Source organism: Myxococcus xanthus (genome assembly GCF_006402735.1).
GTDB classification, from domain to species: domain Bacteria; phylum Myxococcota; class Myxococcia; order Myxococcales; family Myxococcaceae; genus Myxococcus; species Myxococcus xanthus_A.
In genome coordinates this window covers 5,930,076-5,945,090 of sequence record NZ_CP017174.1, presented here as the reverse complement: position 1 = coordinate 5,945,090, position 15,015 = coordinate 5,930,076, and the positions used below count along the sequence as shown (strand labels likewise).

Here is a 15,015-nt window from a genome sequence, read left to right as displayed (position 1 = left end):
TGTCAGGCCTCGGCCTGAGCGACCACTTCACGGCCCTTGTACTGGCCACAGGACGTGCAGGCGCGGTGAGGCATCACCGGCTCCTTGCAGTTCGGGCACTTGGTCACCTGCACGGCGCTCCGCAGGTTGTTGTTGGCCGCACGGCGGCGGTCGCGACGCATCTTCGAAGTACGCTTCTTGGGGACACCCACGGCTCACCTCTATATTCGACCCCGACCCGGAGCGTTCGCGCCGGTCCGGACCGGTTGAGTCCAATGTCTTTCGCGCTGTGCCGGGGTCCCCGGCTCCGTGCGCAACACTCTCTGCTCGAAACCGGTCTGGGGCGGTCGCACGAAGGCTCCCGTACTCCATGTCCGGCTTCGGAAGGCGGCGGACCCTAGCGGCTCGAAGCCCCCGAGTCAATGTGGCAACGCGGGAGGGCCCGTTATCTCCCGGGCACCGTCTATCCTGGACGGTGCCCGGTGACAACGCCCATGGCGTGGGCGCCATTCTTCGGCCGTGCCCCAGGGCGTGTCAGCCAGTCGTTGCCCCCCTGGAGGGTTCCTGCTGTGCTGCGCGCCGCCCGCCCCCCGGCGGGTGGGATACCGACACCGACAGCCGCCGGGACGCCTGGCGGGCAAGGAGAGGGTGGGGATGAGGCTGGTGCTGGATGCCATGGGCGGCGATCACGCGCCCTCCGCCCCCGTGGAGGGTGGGGTGCTCTTCGCGCGGGCCCACCCCGGCCATGAGGTGTTCCTGGTGGGGGACGAGGCGAAGGTGGCGCCCCTGCTGGGCAAGCTGCGGCCTCCGTCCAACCTCCAGGTCCACCACGCCTCTGAAGTCGTGGAGATGGACGAGCACGCCTCGTCCGCCTTCCGCCGCAAGCGGGACTCCTCCCTCCGGGTGGGCTTCGAGTTGGTGCGGGACGGCCGGGCGGAGGCGCTCGTCTCGGCGGGCAACTCCGGCGCCGTCATGGCCGGGGGCCTGCTCACGCTGGGACGGCTGCCGGGCGTGGAGCGTCCCGCCATCGCCGCGCTCTTCCCCGCGCTCAAGGGCGGCGGCCGGTGCCTGCTCCTGGATGCGGGCGCCAACGTGGACTGCAAGCCGTCGCACCTGGCCCAGTTCGCGGTCATGGGGGAGGCCTACGTGCGCGCGCGCATGGGCGTGGCCCGGCCCCGGGTGGCCGTGCTCTCCAATGGAGAGGAGTCCTCCAAGGGGACGCCGCTCACCCGGGAGGCCAGTGAGCTGCTGCGGCGCTCGGATCTGGACTTCGTGGGTTATGTGGAGGGCAAGGACCTCTTCTCCGGCGAGGTGCAGGTGGTGGTGACGGACGGGTTCACCGGAAACGTCGTCCTGAAGACATCCGAGGGCGTGGGCATGGGCGTCATTGGCATGCTGCGTCAGGCCATTGAGCGGCGCGGAGGGCTGGCGGAGAAGGTGGGGGCGATGCTGCTCCAGCCCGCGCTGGCCGGGCTGCGCCGGGTGGTGGACTACGCCGAGTACGGCGGGGCACCCCTGCTGGGCATCCAGGGGGTGGGCATCGTCGCGCATGGGCGCTCCACGCCCCGGGCCCTCTTCAACGCGCTGGGCGCGGCGCTGGCCATGGCGGAGGGGGGCGTGCAGGCGGAGTTGACGCGTTGCATCGGGCGCGCGGGAGCGTGGCTTCCGACCCACCCGAAGGGAAAAAGAGCGACAGACGCGGGCGTTTCCGATTAGAGCCTTCGCCCGGAGCGTGCAGGCCGCCTCGGGCTGGTGGCGGGGCGCCTCGCGGAAATTGCTGGCTGAACCTGTTCAGGTACGGCAACAGGGCGTCCAGCCTGCGGCCCCGGCCGCTGAAGAGGAGGCAGAGTCCGCATGTCGAAGGTCGCGTTCGTGTTCCCCGGGCAAGGCAGCCAGGCCGTGGGGATGGGCAAGGACCTGTATGAGAACTTCCCCGAGGCCCGGGCCGTGTTCGACGCGGTCGACGCCGCCCTGGGGGAGAAGCTCTCCACCCTCTGTTTCGAGGGCCCGGACGAGGCGCTGAAGCTCACGGCCAACACCCAGCCGGCCATCCTCACGGTGTCGCTGGCGGCGCACGCGGTGTTCGCGAAGCGGGGGCCGGCGCCGTCCTTCGTGGCGGGGCACTCGCTGGGCGAGTACTCGGCGCTGGTGGCGGCGGGCGCCTTGGACCTGGGCGACGCTGCCCGGGCGGTGCGCGCGCGCGGCACCTTCATGCAGGAGGCGGTGCCCGCGGGCGTGGGCGCCATGGCCGCGGTGCTGGGCCTTGTTCCGGAGAAGGTGAAGGCGGCCTGCGACGCGGCGGCCGAGGGGCAGGTGGTGTCGCCGGCGAACTACAACTCGCCCGAGCAGACGGTCATCGCCGGTGACGTCGCGGCGGTGGAGCGCGCCGGGGTGAAGTGCAAGGAGGCCGGCGCCAAGCGCGTGATGCCCCTGCCGGTGTCCGCCCCCTTCCATTGCGCGCTGATGTCGCCGGTGCAGCCCCGGCTGGCGGAGGTGCTGGGCCGCATCCAGGTGTCCGCGCCGTCCGTGCCGGTGGTGACCAACGTGGAGGCCCGTCCCAACGCGGACGCGTCGCGGGTGGTGCCGCTGCTCCTGGAGCAGGTGAGCTCGCCGGTGCGCTGGATTGAGTGCGTGGAGGCGCTGAAGGCCGAAGGCGTCACCCGCATCATCGAGTTGGGGCCGGGCAAGGTGCTGGTGGGCCTGGTCAAGCGCATCACCAAGGACATCGAGCTGTTCAACGTCGAGGACTCCGCGAGCCTGGACAAGGCGCTCGCGGCACTGGGGGTGGCACCATGAGCGGCTTCAAGGACAAGGTCGTGCTCGTGACGGGTGGCTCGCGCGGCATCGGCCGGGCGTGCGCAGTGGCCTTCGCCAAGGCGGGGGCCTCCACCGTGGTCATCAGCTATGCGGGCAATGAAGCGGCGGCCCAGGAGACGGTGGCCCTGCTCCAGGCGGAAGGCGCCAAGGCGGAGGCCATCCGGTTCGACGTGTCCGACAGCGCCGCCTGCGCCAGCGCCGTGGATGGCATCGTCAAGGCCCACGGCCGGTTGGACGTGCTCGTCAACAACGCGGGCGTCGCGGTGGACGGCCTGGTGATGCGGGTGAAGGACGAGGACTGGGACAAGCAACTGGACACCAACCTCAAGGGCGCCTTCTCGCTCATTCGCGCCGTCAGCCGGCCCATGATGAAGCAGAAGGGCGGCGCCATCATCAACATCACCTCCGTGGTGGGGGAGATGGGCAACGGCGGTCAGGCGGCCTACTCGGCGTCCAAGGCGGGGCTCATCGGCCTGACCAAGTCCGTGGCGCGCGAGCTGTCCAGCCGGAACATCCGCGTCAACGCCGTGTCCCCCGGCTTCATCGGGACAGATATGACGCATCAGATCAATGACGAGATGCGCCAGAAGATGCTGGAGGGCATCCCCCTGGGTCGGCTGGGGAATCCGGAGGAGGTCGCCGGTGCCGTGCTCTTCCTGGCGGGGGACGCCGCGTCCTACATCACCGGCGAGGTCCTGAAGGTCAACGGCGGCATGTACATGTAACCCACGGTTGGATTGCCGCCGGGCGTGGGATATACCGCGCCCGCTTTCGACATGGTCCGGGAAGCCAGCCGGGCCACATCTGGTTCCTGGAGGGTTCTACACTTATGTCGACGTCAACCATTGAGGCCAAGGTCAAGTCCATCATCGCCGACCAGCTCGGTGTCGGAGAGGATGAGATCAAGCCGGAGTCCTCCTTCATCGAGGACCTGGGCGCGGACAGCCTCGACATCGTGGAGCTCGTCATGGCGATGGAAGAGGAGTTCGAGGTCGAGATTCCCGACGAAGAGGCGGAGAACATCAAGACCGTCGCCGACGCCACCAACTACATCAACACCCACAAGAAGTAGGTAGCACCACGGCGTGCCGGGGTGCGGGGCGGCGCCGCGTGATGCGCGGCGTCCCCGGTGTCCCAGGCGCCACCGGAGAGGACCGTGTCACAACGTCGAGTCGTCGTCACCGGAACCGGACTTGTTTCGGCTCTGGGAACCGGAACCGAGAAGAACTGGCAGGCGTTGATCGCCGGCAAGTCGGGTATTGCCCAGGTCGCGCGCTTTGACGTTGGGAAGATCGACACGCGCATCGCGGGTGAGGTGAAGGACTTCGAGCCCGAGGCGTTCATCGAAAAGCGCGAAGTGCGCCGGATGGACCTGTATGCGCAGTTCGCGTTGGCCGCCGCGCAGATGGCCGTGACGGAGTCGGGCATTCCCATTGGCCCGGACCAGCCGCACGGCTACATCCCGGAGAAGGTCGGCGTCATCGTCGGCTCGGGCATCGGCGGTATCTCTTCGCTGGAAGAGCAGCACCGCAAGGGGTTGGAGAAGGGGTTCGACCGGTTGTCGCCCTTCTTCATCATCCAGATGATCATCAACATGGCGCCGGGCCTCATCTCCATGCGGTACAACTGCAAGGGGCCGAACTGGGCGCCGGTGTCGGCGTGCGCCACCAGTGCTCACGCCATTGGCGAGGCCTGGAAGTCCATCCGCCTGGGTGAGACGGACGCGGTCATCGCCGGCGGTGCCGAGGCGGCCATCACCCCGCTGGGGCTGGGTGGCTTCTCGGTGATGAAGGCGCTGTCCACGCGCAATGATGATCCGGCCGGTGCCAGCCGGCCCTTCGACAAGGACCGAGACGGCTTCGTCATGGGCGAGGGCGCGGGCATCCTGGTGCTGGAGGAGATGGAGGCCGCGAAGAAGCGCGGCGCCAACATCCTGGCGGAGGTGGTGGGGTACGGCGCCAACTCGGACGCCTACCACGTCACCCAGCCGGCGCCGGAAGGCGAGGGCGCGGCGCGCTGCATGCGGCTGGCGCTCCAGTCCGCGGGGATGAACCCGGAGGACGTGGGCTACATCAACGCCCACGGCACCTCGACGCCGTTCAACGACGCGAACGAGACGAAGGCCATCAAGGCGGTGTTCGGCGACCACGCGCGCAAGGTCGCCGTGTCGTCGACCAAGTCGATGACGGGCCACATGCTCGGCGCGGCGGGCGGCTTCGAGGGCGTGGTCAGCGCGCTGGCGCTGGCGCGCAACATCCTGCCGCCCACCATCAACCAGACGTCGCCCGACCCGGACTGCGACCTGGACTACGTGCCCAACCAGGCGCGTGAGGCCCGGGTGGACGCGGTGATGAGCAACTCGTTTGGCTTCGGCGGCACCAACGCCGTGCTGGTGTTCAAGCGCTTCTAGCCGTCCCAGGAGAAACCCGCGTGAAAGTCATCCTCGCTTCAGACCACGCGGGCCTGGAGCTCCGGCAGGAGCTGGTGGCGGCGCTCACCGCGCGGGGCGTGGCCCACGAGGACGTGGGCCCCGTCACGCGGGACTCGGTGGACTATCCGGACTTCGCCGCGCGGGTATCCCGCGCCGTGGCGTCCGGGGAGGCCACCCTGGGCGTGCTGGTGTGTGGCACCGGCATCGGCATGAGCATCGTCGCCAACAAGCACAAGGGCATCCGGGCGGCCCTGTGCACCACGGAGTTCGAGGCCCGTATGGCCCGGGCCCACAATGACGCCAACGTGCTGTGCCTGGGCCAGCGCGTGGTGGGGGCCGGCGTGGGTCGCGCCATCCTGGAGGCGTTCCTCAGCACTGCTTTCGAAGGCGGCCGCCACGAGCGGCGCGTCCAGATGATTCGCGAGGCCGAGTCCCAGGGCTAACGGCCCCGCCGTACCCGTCGTTCGAGGGAATCCGCCATGGAGAACATCCGTACGCTGGCCGAAGTGGACCCGGAGATTGCCCGCGTCCTCCGCGAGGAGACCCATCGCCAGGAGGAAGGGCTGGAGCTCATCGCTTCGGAGAACTTCGTCTCTCCGGCGGTGATGGAGGCGGTGGGCTCGGTGCTCACCAACAAGTACGCGGAAGGCTACCCCGGCAAGCGCTACTACGGCGGCTGCGAGGTGGTGGACGTCGCGGAGAGTCTGGCCATCGCCCGCGCCAAGGACCTGTTCGGCGCGGACGCGGTCAACGTGCAGGCGCACTCCGGCAGCCAGGCCAACATGGGCGCCTTCATGGCGCTGATGAAGCCGGGCGACACCATGCTGTCGCTGGACCTCAACTCCGGCGGCCACCTCACCCACGGCGCCACGTTCAACTTCTCCGGCAAGCTCTACAAGGTCGTCCACTACGGCCTGACGCGTGACACGGAGACCATCGACTTCGCGCAGGTGGAGTCGCTGGCCAGGGAGCACAAGCCGAAGGTCATCGTCGTGGGCGCCAGCGCGTACCCGCGCACGCTGGACTTCGCGAAGTTCCGCGAGATCGCCGACGCGGTGGGCGCGGCCATGCTGGTGGACATGGCGCATATCGCTGGCCTGGTGGCCGCGGGTGTGCACCCCTCGCCGGTGCCGGTGGCGGACATCGTCACCAGCACCACGCACAAGACGCTGCGCGGTCCGCGCGGCGGCCTGGTGCTGAGCCGCGAGCAATACGCGAAGACCATCAACAGCCAGATCTTCCCCGGCATCCAGGGCGGCCCGCTGATGCACGTCATCGCCGGCAAGGCGGTGGCCTTCAAGGAGGCGCTGTCGCCGGAGTTCAAGGCGTACCAGCAGCAGACTGTCGCCAACGCGAAGGCGCTGGCGGAGGCGCTTCAGCGCGCCGGCCTGCGGCTGACGTCCGGTGGCACGGACAACCACCTGATGCTGGTGGACCTGCGCCCCAAGAAGCTCACGGGCAAGGTGGCCGAAGAGGTGCTCGACAAGGCCGGCATCACCGTGAACAAGAACATGATTCCGTTCGACCCGGAGAAGCCGATGACCACGTCCGGCGTCCGGGTGGGCACGCCGGCCATCACCACGCGCGGCATGCGCGAGGCGGAGATGGCGGTGGTGGGGCGGCTCATCGGTGAGGCGCTGGACGCCGCGCAGGACGACGCCGCGCTGGCCCGCATCAAGGGGCAGGTGAAGGAGCTTGCGCAGGGATTCCCGCTCTACGCCTCGCGGTTGAAGTAGACTGGCGGGTCGTACCCTTCCATGCGCTGCCCCTTCTGTCAGGACGCCGAGAACAAGGTCATCGACTCCCGCGAGTCACACGAGGGCTCCGTCATCCGGCGGCGCCGCGAGTGCCTGGCCTGCAAGCGCCGCTTCACCACGTATGAGCGGGTGGAGGAGCTCTACCCGCTCATCGTGAAGAAGGACGGGCGGCGCGAGGCGTTCGACCGGGAGAAGATCGTCAACGGGCTGAAGAAGGCGTGTGAGAAGCGGCCCGTGTCCGCGGATCAGCTCGAGGAGACGGTGGTCGCCATCGAGCGGCAGCTGCAGGGCATGGGCGAGAAGGAAGTGCCCTCGTCCGTCATCGGCGAGGAGATCATGCGCCGGCTGCGGCAACTGGACGAGGTGGCCTATGTCCGCTTCGCGTCCGTGTACCGCAGCTTCCGCGACATCGCGGAGTTCATGGACGAGCTGAAGGCCTTGCGCGAGGCGGAGGCGCGCGAGCAGCGCCAGGCGCCTCCCACGGCACCGGTGGACAAGGGCGGTTAGAGTAAGCACATGCGGCTGCTGACACGGGCAAGGTTGGAAGCGACACGGGCGCCCCGGGCGAAGCGAGCGGCGGATTTCGACCGGGCGGTGGCTGAGTTCTTCATGCGCATCGCGCTGGAGGAAGCCGCCAAGGGCCTGGGCCGCACCAGCCCCAACCCCGTCGTGGGCGCGGTGCTGGTGAAGGGCGGGCGCATCATCGCCCGCGGCTACCACAAGAAGGCGGGCAGCGCGCACGCGGAGGTCGTCGCGCTGGAGGCCGCCGGTGCGCGCGCGAAGGGCGCGGACCTCTACACCACGCTGGAGCCGTGCGACCACTATGGGCGTACCCCGCCGTGCAGCATGGCCATCATCGAGGCGGGCGTCCGGCGCGTCATCTGCGCGTCGGCGGACCCCAACCCGAAGGTGAGTGGCAAGGGCGTGGCGCGGATGCGGCGCGCCGGCCTCAAGGTCCTCACGGGCGTGCTCGCGGAGGACGCGGACCGCCTCAACCGGCCCTTCTTCAAGATGATCCGCACCGGCCTGCCCTGGGTGACGCTCAAGGCGGCGGTGACGCTGGACGGGAAGCTGGCCACTGCGACCGGTGACTCGCGCTGGGTGACGGGGGCGCCGGCGCGCGCCTGGGTCCACCGGCTGCGTGACTCCGTGGACGTCATCCTGGTGGGCGCCAACACCGTCCGGAAGGACGACCCGAAGCTGACCACGCGGCTGCCCGGTGGCGGCGGGAAGGACCCGCTGCGCGTGGTGGTGGACAGCCACCTGCGCCTGTCCCCGGGCTACACCGTCTTCACGCAGCGCAGCCCCGCGCGCACCGTGGTGGCCACGCTGGAGGACCCGGAGGGTCGCAAGGCGCGGCGCTTCCTGGCTCAGGGCGTAGACGTCTGGCAGCTCCGCGAGAAGGCGGGACAGGTGGACCTCAAGGCCCTGCTGCGGCGGCTGGCGAAGGGCGGCCACAACCACGTCATGGTGGAGGGCGGCGCGGAGATGTACGGCTCCTTCCTGCGCGGGCACCTGGCGGATTCGCTGGCGCTGTTCCTGGCGCCCAAGCTGATTGGCAGCCCGGGCCTGTCCTGGGCCGGTGACCTGGGTGTGAAGGAGATGGCCCAGGCCCTGGCGGTGAAGGACCTCGCCTTCGAACGCCATGGTGACGACATCCTGCTCCAGGCGCTGCTGTAGGACACGCGCGGCCGTGGGCGTGGACGGGGCCGGTCCGTTATAAACGGCCCCATGTTTACCGGCCTCATTCAGGACCTTGGCAGGGTGGAGCGCGTCATTCCCGGCGGGATGACCGACCTGTGGATTCACACCTCGCTGGGCGCGGCGGCCTTCGAGCTGGGCGAGTCGATTGCCGTCAACGGCGCCTGCCTCACGGTGGTGGAGCGCACCGGCGACACCTTCCGCGTGCAGGCCGCGCCGGAGACGCTGCGGCGGACGACGCTGGGCGCCGTGAAGCCCGGAGACCGGGTGAATCTGGAGCGAGCCCTGGCGCTGGGGGACCGGCTGGGCGGGCACCTGGTCTCTGGCCATGTGGACGCCGTCAGCGAGGTGCTGGAGACCTACCCGGAGGGTGGCTCCTGGGTGATGGGCTTCCGGCTGCCGGAAGCGCTGGCTCCGTACTTCATCGAGAAGGGCTCGGTGGCCATCGACGGCATCAGCCTCACCGTGAACACGCTGGAGGTGGACCGGTTCCGGGTGCAGCTCATCCCGGAGACGCAGGAGCGCACCACCTTGAAGGCGCGAGGCGTGGGGTCGAAGGTGAACCTGGAGGCGGACCAGATTGGGAAGTACGTGGCACGGCTGTTCGCGCTCCAGCGGGGCCAGGGGGCACCTGGGGGCGGCGGCGGGCTGACGGCGGCGGCCATCTCGGCTGCGGGGTTCGGCACGCCGTAGCAGGCGACGCCGGGCCCCGGGGTGGTGTAGGAAGCGCGGCATGCCTCGCTACTTCGACGGTGACTTTCTACCCCCCAAGGGCCGCTTCGCCATCTGCGTGGCCCGCTTCAACGGCTTCATCACCGAGGAGCTGGCCAAGGGCGCCGTGGACACGCTGGTGCGCCACGGCGTGGCCGACGCGGACATCGACGTGTACCGCTGCCCCGGAACCTATGAGCTGCCCGGTCTGGTCCGGCGCGTGACGGAGACCCGGCAGTACGTGGGTGTCATCACCCTGGGCGCCGTCATCCGAGGCGGGACGCCGCACTTCGACTACGTGGCCGGCGAGTGCGCCAAGGGCATTGGCGCGGTGGCCTTCGAGGCCGCGGCGGCCACTCCGGCCACGACGGTCACCTTCGGCGTGTTGACGACGGACACGGTGGAACAGGCCATCGACCGGGCGGGCGTGAAGGCGGGGAACAAGGGAGCGGAGGCCACACTGGCCTGCATCGAGATGGTCAATCTGTACGCGAAGATGTCGGCGACGGACGGAAGGAAGGCGTAGTCCATGGGCGCGCGAAGAACGGGACGTGAGCGTGCGCTGCAGGCGCTCTACCAGTTGGAGATGGCCACCGCGACGACGGCGGAGGCGCTGGAGTCGGCCTGGTCGGCCGCCGAGGAGAGCAACAAACGGGACCCGGACGCGGTGAAGTTCGCCCGGGAACTGGTGGAAGGTGTGCAGTCCCACCGGGACGAAATCGACCAGCTCATCGAGCGCCACAGCCACAACTGGCGCCTGGACCGCATGTCGCGCATCGACCGGAACGTGCTGCGACTGGGCATCTTCGAGCTGAAGTACCGCCCGGACATCCCCCGCAAGGTGTCCATCAACGAGGCGGTGGAGCTGGGCAAGAACTTCGGCAATGAAGAATCGAGCGCGTTCGTCAACGGGCTCCTGGACCGCGTCGCGGTCGCCTTGAACAAGCCGTGAGCCGCTGACGCCAGCCGCGAGGGACGCGCCGTGAGCCAGACGACGACGCACGACATCGGATTGGAGGGCCTGGACACGCTCGGCGGGGTGGACGCGCTCTGCCTCTTCATCGCCGAGGATGACCGGCCCCTGCCGTCCTCCGCGGGCTTCGTGGACTGGCGGCTGTGTGGCTCGCTCTCGCGGGTGCTCAAGGCTGGCTTCTTCACGGGCGCGAAGGATGACTGGCTGCTGCTGCCCTCGGACGGGAAGCTGTCGGTGCCCCGCATCTTCGTGGTGGGCCTGGGCGCGCGCCAGCGGCTGGACGCGGGCACGCTGAACGCCGCGTTGGCCGAAGCGGGACGGGTGCTGTCCAAGGCCCGGGTGGAGTCCGTGGCGTTGGAAGTGCCCGCCGGTGGCCAGGTAGAGGACGCCGCGCGGGCGGAGGCTTTCCAGAAGGGCTTCCTGCCCGCGTTCAAGGGCGGACGGGTGGCGGTCCTGGCGGACAAGGGACTCGTCAAGTCGCTGCCTGCACGCAAGGGCTGACGCTCGGCGGGCGGGCCTTCTGCTAGCATGCCTCGCCCGGGGCGAGCGCACATGCGTGTCAAGGTGTTGATTGTCGAGGACTCGAAAGCATCGCGCGAGTACATCGCCGCGATGGTCGAGGCCGTGGAGGGCGTCGAGGTGGTGGTGACCTCGAGCGGCTTCGAGGCCCTGAAGCTGCTGCCGCGTCACCGCTTCGAGCTCATCATCACCGACATCAACATGCCTGACATCAACGGGCTGGAGCTCATCAACTTCGTCAAGAAGAACCCCAACTACCGCGACGTGCCGCTCTTCATCATCACCACGGAGGGGCGCGACCTGGACCGCGAGCGCGGGCTCGCGCTGGGCGCCGCGGAGTATCTGGTCAAGCCCTTCATCCCCGGGAGCCTCGAAGCGCTCCTGCGGCGCTACCTGAAGCTGCCGTGAGTCCGGGAAGCAAGGCACTGGCCGAGTTCGTGGCCGAGGCGACGGAGATTCTCGACGCCCTGGCCAGGGACCTGCTCGTGCTCGACGAGCGCCGGGGCCACGAGGCGGACCCGGACCTGGTCAACGGCATCTTCCGCGCGGCGCATTCGCTCAAGGGGTTGTCCGGGCTGTTCGGCCAGGAGCGCATCTCCCGGCTGGCGCACGGGACAGAGGACCTGCTCGACAGGCTTCGGCTGGGGAAGCTGCTGCTGGATGGCGCGGTCCTGGATGCGCTCATCGAAGTCCTGGATGCGTTCCAGGCACTGCTGGGCGAGGCCGCTCGTGGCACGGAGAGCGAAAGCCTGTCCGCCCGCGTGGAGGCGATGTCCGCGCGGATGGCGTCGATGGGTGCTCCGGTGGAGGTTGCTGACGACGACCCGCTGGACCGGTTGGAACTGGAGGCGCAGGTCCGCTCCGTCTTCACGGAGTACGAGGAGCACCGGCTGCGGGAGAACGTGCGGCGGGGAGTGTCGCTGTGGCGCGTGCGAGCCGCCTTTGATTTGTCCGACTTCGACAAGGGCCTGGCGGAGCTCAACGCGAGGCTCAAGCCGCTGGGCGAGGTCATCAGCACGCTGCCGTCCGCGCAGCCGGGGGGCGCGCATGGCATCGCGTTCGACCTGATTTTTGGTGCGCAGGTCGACCGTGTGTCCCTGGAGACGGGACTGCAGGGGACGCCCGCGGAGCTGGCCGCGCTGACGGTGCGCCCGGCCGCAGCGGCCGCGACGAGCGCGTTGCTTCAGGCCGTGCAACCCGCCGCGACGATTCGCGCGTCCGGGGGAGCGAAGTCGGAGACGCGGCCAGGAGACGCGGCGACACGCGATAGGGACGCAGGCACTGCTCAGTACGCAGAGGCAGGGGGCCTCGCGGCACCTGATGCACCCGTCCGCGTGACTGATGCGACCACAGAGACGTCGCGGAAGGGAGCAACGCCCTCGCGCGGCCCCCGAGGCTCCGCAATCCGAGGCACGTCCGCGGACGCCAAGGATGCGCCCGCGGCGGGGCATTCGACGTCGCCCAAGGGCGGCGGCAAGAAGAAGGGCGTGCGCGCAACGCCCGCCGCGATGCCCCCCGAGGCGCGGCAGCCGCTCCTTTCGCACGTACCGGAAGACACGGAGCCCGGGCTCCTGGAATGGCCCACGGCGGACGCCGCCATGCCTGCCGATGCCAGCGGCTCGCCTTCACCGACTCCCGTGCCTGGGCCCTCCAGCGTGCCGGTCGTCGCCTACCTCCAGGGCGCCGCCAAGGCATCATCCAAGAATCTCTCGGTAGCCCCAGCGCCACCGGCCGGCGCTCCCGTGAGTCCACCATCGGCACTGACGGCGGACACGTCGCTGCGTTCCCTGACGCAGACCGTGCGCGTGGACATCGGGCGCCTGGATGGCCTCATCAACATGGTGGGCGAGCTGCTGCTCATCAAGGCCAACCTCCAGCGGCTCGCGGAGTCCGCGAGGCAGGACGGCGCGGTGGCGCTCTCCAAGCTGTTCGGCCAGGAGCTGGCGCGCGAGACGCGGGGCCTGGAGCGCAAGCTGGAAGCCCTCCAGGAAGGTCTCCTCGAAGCGCGGATGGTCCCCGTCGGCCAGGTGTTCGACAAGCTGGCACGGCTGGTGCGCCGCATCACCCGCGAGGCGGGGAAGGAAATCGAGCTCGCCATCAGCGGCGGCGAGGTGGAGCTGGACAAGCTCATCGTCGAGGAGCTCAGCGACCCGCTGATGCACCTCATCCGCAACGCCATCGACCACGGCGTCGAATCCCCTGACGCCCGTCTGGCCGCGGGCAAGCCCCGCCGCGCGGTGGTGAGCCTGCGCGCCGAGCAGAAGGGCAACCACGTCGCCATCGAGGTGAGTGACGACGGCGCCGGCATCGACGAGGTGCGCGTGCGCGAGGTGGCGATTACCCGCGGCCTCATCACCTTCGCGCAGGCCCAGGAGATGAGCCGGCGGGAACTGCTCAACCTCATCTTCCAGCCCGGCTTCTCCACCGCCCGCAGCGTGTCCGAGCTCTCCGGCCGGGGCGTCGGCCTGGACGTGGTGAAGAACAACCTGGGCAACCTGTCGGGCATCATCGACGTGTGGAGCGAGCGCGGAAAGGGCACCGCCTTCCACCTCACGCTCCCCGTCACGCTGGCCATCATCCGCGCGCTGCTGGTGGGCGTTAGTGGCCGCACCTACGCGGTGCCGCTCAACAGCGTGCTCGAAATCATCTCCGTCCAGCCCAAGGAAATCCGCACCGTGGAGCGGCGCGAGGTCCTGGACCTGCGTGGGCAGACGCTGCCCTTCGTGCGGCTGTCTCGCATGTTCGCCCTGCCGGAGCGTCCGGTGAGCCGCCACTTCGTGGTGGTGGTGGGGCTGGCCCAGGAGCGCCTGGGCATCGCCGTGGACGAACTGCACGGCCAGCAGGACATCGTCACCAAGCCCCTGGGGGGCCGGCTCCAGTCCGTCCGGGGCATCTCCGGCGCCACCGACCTGGGCAACCGGCGCACCGTCCTGGTGCTGGACGTGGCGGCGCTCCTGGAAGAGGGCATGGCCGTGGAGCGGCGTCGCGCCTGACCCTCGCTGCGGACGGGCGCGCTGGCTGCTATCCTGCGTCGCTGTGTCCCGGTTCTCGGAGCTGCTCGACGACTTCTTCTACCGTCCTGACGAGGACGTCTCCGGGCTCCATGATTTCGCGGTGGGCAGTGACGGCGTATTGCCCGCGGCCCCCGAGGAGGTGCCCGAGGAGTACCTGGCCTTCCGCCTGGAGGGGGAGTGCTACGCGGTCCCCATCCGGGGGGTACGTGAAATCTCCAAGGTTCCGCCGCTGACGGAGATTCCCCGCGCCGAGCCCCAGCTCCTGGGCGTGATGAACCTGCGCGGTGAGCTGCTGCCCGTGTACGACGTCAAGGTGCGGTTGCGGCTGGCGGAACGGGCGCCCCTGGTCGCCGGGCCCGACGCGCCGGCTCCGCCCCGGAGTGCTCGCATCCTCGTGCTGCGCACGGAGACGGGGCCCGCGGGGGTGTGGGTGGATGGCGTGGTGGGCGTGGTGAAGCTCAAGCCGTCCATGCTGGAGGCACCGCCACCAGGGTTGCGCGTGGGTGACAGGGATTGCGTGGTGGGCATGGGCCGGCGCGGCCCCATGCTCTACATCCTCTTGGACGCGGAACAGGCGCTCGCCCCATGAAGGACTCCGTCAACCTGCTGCCGCGGCGTCCCCACGCGGTCACGGATGAAGTGGCCTCGGCCGCGGACCTGGTGGTCCAGCTCTGTGCCTTCTTCATCGGCGCGGAGGAGTACGTGTTGGACATCATGCGGGTGGAGGAAATCCTCCCGCTCCAGCGCATCACCCCCATCCCGCACGCGCCGGCGTTCGTGGAGGGCGTGGTCCATCTGCGCGGCCTCATCCTGCCGGTGGTGGACCTGCGGTTCCGGCTCCTGGGCGCGCCGGGGCCGGAGACACCGAAGACGCGGCTGCTGGTCTGCAAGCTGGGCACGCGGCGCGTGGCGGTGAAGGTGGACCGGGTGGCGGAGGTGCTGCGCGTGCGGCGCGGCGACATCAAGCCCGCGCCCGCGCTGATGGTGGCGGGACACACGCCCTTTGTCGTCGGTGTCTGCGGGCCACCGGACCGGCTCCGGCTGTTGCTGGACCTCAAGGCATTGCTGCGCGTGGAGTTGGAGCGCGAGTCTTCAAGGAACACGACGTAGGCG

At 69.5% G+C, this 15,015-nt stretch carries 18 protein-coding genes; 17 read left to right on the top strand and 1 reads right to left on the bottom strand.

Annotated elements, in window-relative coordinates; all coding sequences use genetic code 11:
• Window positions 1-2: 2 nt before the first annotated feature.
• Window positions 3-191 (bottom strand): 50S ribosomal protein L32, encoded by a 189-nt coding sequence (gene rpmF / locus BHS09_RS24145; RefSeq protein WP_011554760.1) that lies wholly within the window; start codon window positions 189-191, stop codon window positions 3-5.
• A gap of 442 nt (window positions 192-633) precedes the next feature.
• Here rpmF and plsX point away from each other — a divergent pair, with 442 nt between their 5' ends.
• The 17 genes from plsX to BHS09_RS24060 all read left to right on the top strand — a co-directional run bounded on the left by plsX (window position 634) and on the right by BHS09_RS24060 (window position 15,012).
• Window positions 634-1,695, top strand: a complete 1,062-nt coding sequence (plsX, locus tag BHS09_RS24140; protein ID WP_140793602.1) for a phosphate acyltransferase PlsX — start codon at window positions 634-636, stop codon at window positions 1,693-1,695.
• Window positions 1,696-1,833: 138 nt separating this feature from the next.
• Window positions 1,834-2,775 (top strand): ACP S-malonyltransferase, encoded by a 942-nt coding sequence (gene fabD / locus BHS09_RS24135; protein ID WP_140799186.1) that lies wholly within the window; start codon window positions 1,834-1,836, stop codon window positions 2,773-2,775.
• On the top strand, window positions 2,772-3,521 hold the full coding sequence (gene fabG / locus BHS09_RS24130; RefSeq protein WP_140799184.1) for a 3-oxoacyl-[acyl-carrier-protein] reductase: 750 nt from the start codon (window positions 2,772-2,774) through the stop codon (window positions 3,519-3,521). Before fabD ends, fabG begins: the two co-directional genes overlap by 4 nt.
• Before the next feature lie 104 nt (window positions 3,522-3,625).
• Window positions 3,626-3,868 carry an acyl carrier protein gene (gene acpP, locus BHS09_RS24125; protein ID WP_090495523.1) on the top strand — a complete coding sequence of 81 codons (243 nt, stop codon included), beginning with the start codon at window positions 3,626-3,628 and terminating at the stop codon, window positions 3,866-3,868.
• Between the two features lie 84 nt (window positions 3,869-3,952).
• Window positions 3,953-5,206 (top strand): beta-ketoacyl-ACP synthase II, encoded by a 1,254-nt coding sequence (fabF, locus tag BHS09_RS24120; RefSeq protein WP_140799182.1) that lies wholly within the window; start codon window positions 3,953-3,955, stop codon window positions 5,204-5,206.
• A gap of 20 nt (window positions 5,207-5,226) precedes the next feature.
• A complete protein-coding gene (rpiB, locus tag BHS09_RS24115; protein WP_090495521.1) occupies window positions 5,227-5,670 on the top strand; it encodes a ribose 5-phosphate isomerase B in 444 nt (147 codons plus the stop codon).
• 36 nt (window positions 5,671-5,706) lie between these two features.
• Window positions 5,707-6,963, top strand: coding sequence for a serine hydroxymethyltransferase (gene glyA / locus BHS09_RS24110; RefSeq protein WP_140799180.1), 1,257 nt, complete (start codon window positions 5,707-5,709; stop codon window positions 6,961-6,963).
• Window positions 6,964-6,984: 21 nt separating this feature from the next.
• Window positions 6,985-7,491, top strand: coding sequence for a transcriptional regulator NrdR (gene nrdR, locus BHS09_RS24105; RefSeq protein WP_140799178.1), 507 nt, complete (start codon window positions 6,985-6,987; stop codon window positions 7,489-7,491).
• A 9-nt stretch (window positions 7,492-7,500) separates the two neighbouring features.
• Window positions 7,501-8,664 carry a bifunctional diaminohydroxyphosphoribosylaminopyrimidine deaminase/5-amino-6-(5-phosphoribosylamino)uracil reductase RibD gene (ribD, locus tag BHS09_RS24100; protein WP_140799176.1) on the top strand — a complete coding sequence of 388 codons (1,164 nt, stop codon included), beginning with the start codon at window positions 7,501-7,503 and terminating at the stop codon, window positions 8,662-8,664.
• Between the two features lie 51 nt (window positions 8,665-8,715).
• Entirely contained in the window at window positions 8,716-9,378 is a 663-nt protein-coding gene (locus BHS09_RS24095; RefSeq protein WP_140799174.1) for a riboflavin synthase, read from the top strand.
• Between the two features lie 40 nt (window positions 9,379-9,418).
• Window positions 9,419-9,922 (top strand): 6,7-dimethyl-8-ribityllumazine synthase, encoded by a 504-nt coding sequence (gene ribH / locus BHS09_RS24090; protein ID WP_020478482.1) that lies wholly within the window; start codon window positions 9,419-9,421, stop codon window positions 9,920-9,922.
• A gap of 3 nt (window positions 9,923-9,925) precedes the next feature.
• Window positions 9,926-10,348: a transcription antitermination factor NusB gene (nusB, locus tag BHS09_RS24085; protein WP_011554748.1), complete on the top strand. Its 423-nt coding sequence runs from the start codon at window positions 9,926-9,928 to the stop codon at window positions 10,346-10,348.
• 30 nt (window positions 10,349-10,378) lie between these two features.
• A complete protein-coding gene (locus BHS09_RS24080; protein WP_140793591.1) occupies window positions 10,379-10,870 on the top strand; it encodes a M17 family peptidase N-terminal domain-containing protein in 492 nt (163 codons plus the stop codon).
• Between the two features lie 51 nt (window positions 10,871-10,921).
• Window positions 10,922-11,296, top strand: a complete 375-nt coding sequence (locus tag BHS09_RS24075; RefSeq protein ID WP_140793589.1) for a response regulator — start codon at window positions 10,922-10,924, stop codon at window positions 11,294-11,296.
• Window positions 11,293-13,881, top strand: coding sequence for a chemotaxis protein CheA (locus BHS09_RS24070; RefSeq protein ID WP_140799172.1), 2,589 nt, complete (start codon window positions 11,293-11,295; stop codon window positions 13,879-13,881). The genes BHS09_RS24075 and BHS09_RS24070 overlap by 4 nt, the downstream gene beginning before the upstream one ends.
• Window positions 13,882-13,924: 43 nt before the next feature.
• Window positions 13,925-14,491: a chemotaxis protein CheW gene (locus BHS09_RS24065; RefSeq protein WP_140793585.1), complete on the top strand. Its 567-nt coding sequence runs from the start codon at window positions 13,925-13,927 to the stop codon at window positions 14,489-14,491.
• Complete coding sequence (locus BHS09_RS24060) at window positions 14,488-15,012, top strand: chemotaxis protein CheW (protein ID WP_140799170.1); 525 nt, start codon at window positions 14,488-14,490, stop codon at window positions 15,010-15,012. Before BHS09_RS24065 ends, BHS09_RS24060 begins: the two co-directional genes overlap by 4 nt.
• The last annotated feature ends 3 nt before the right edge of the window (window positions 15,013-15,015 follow it).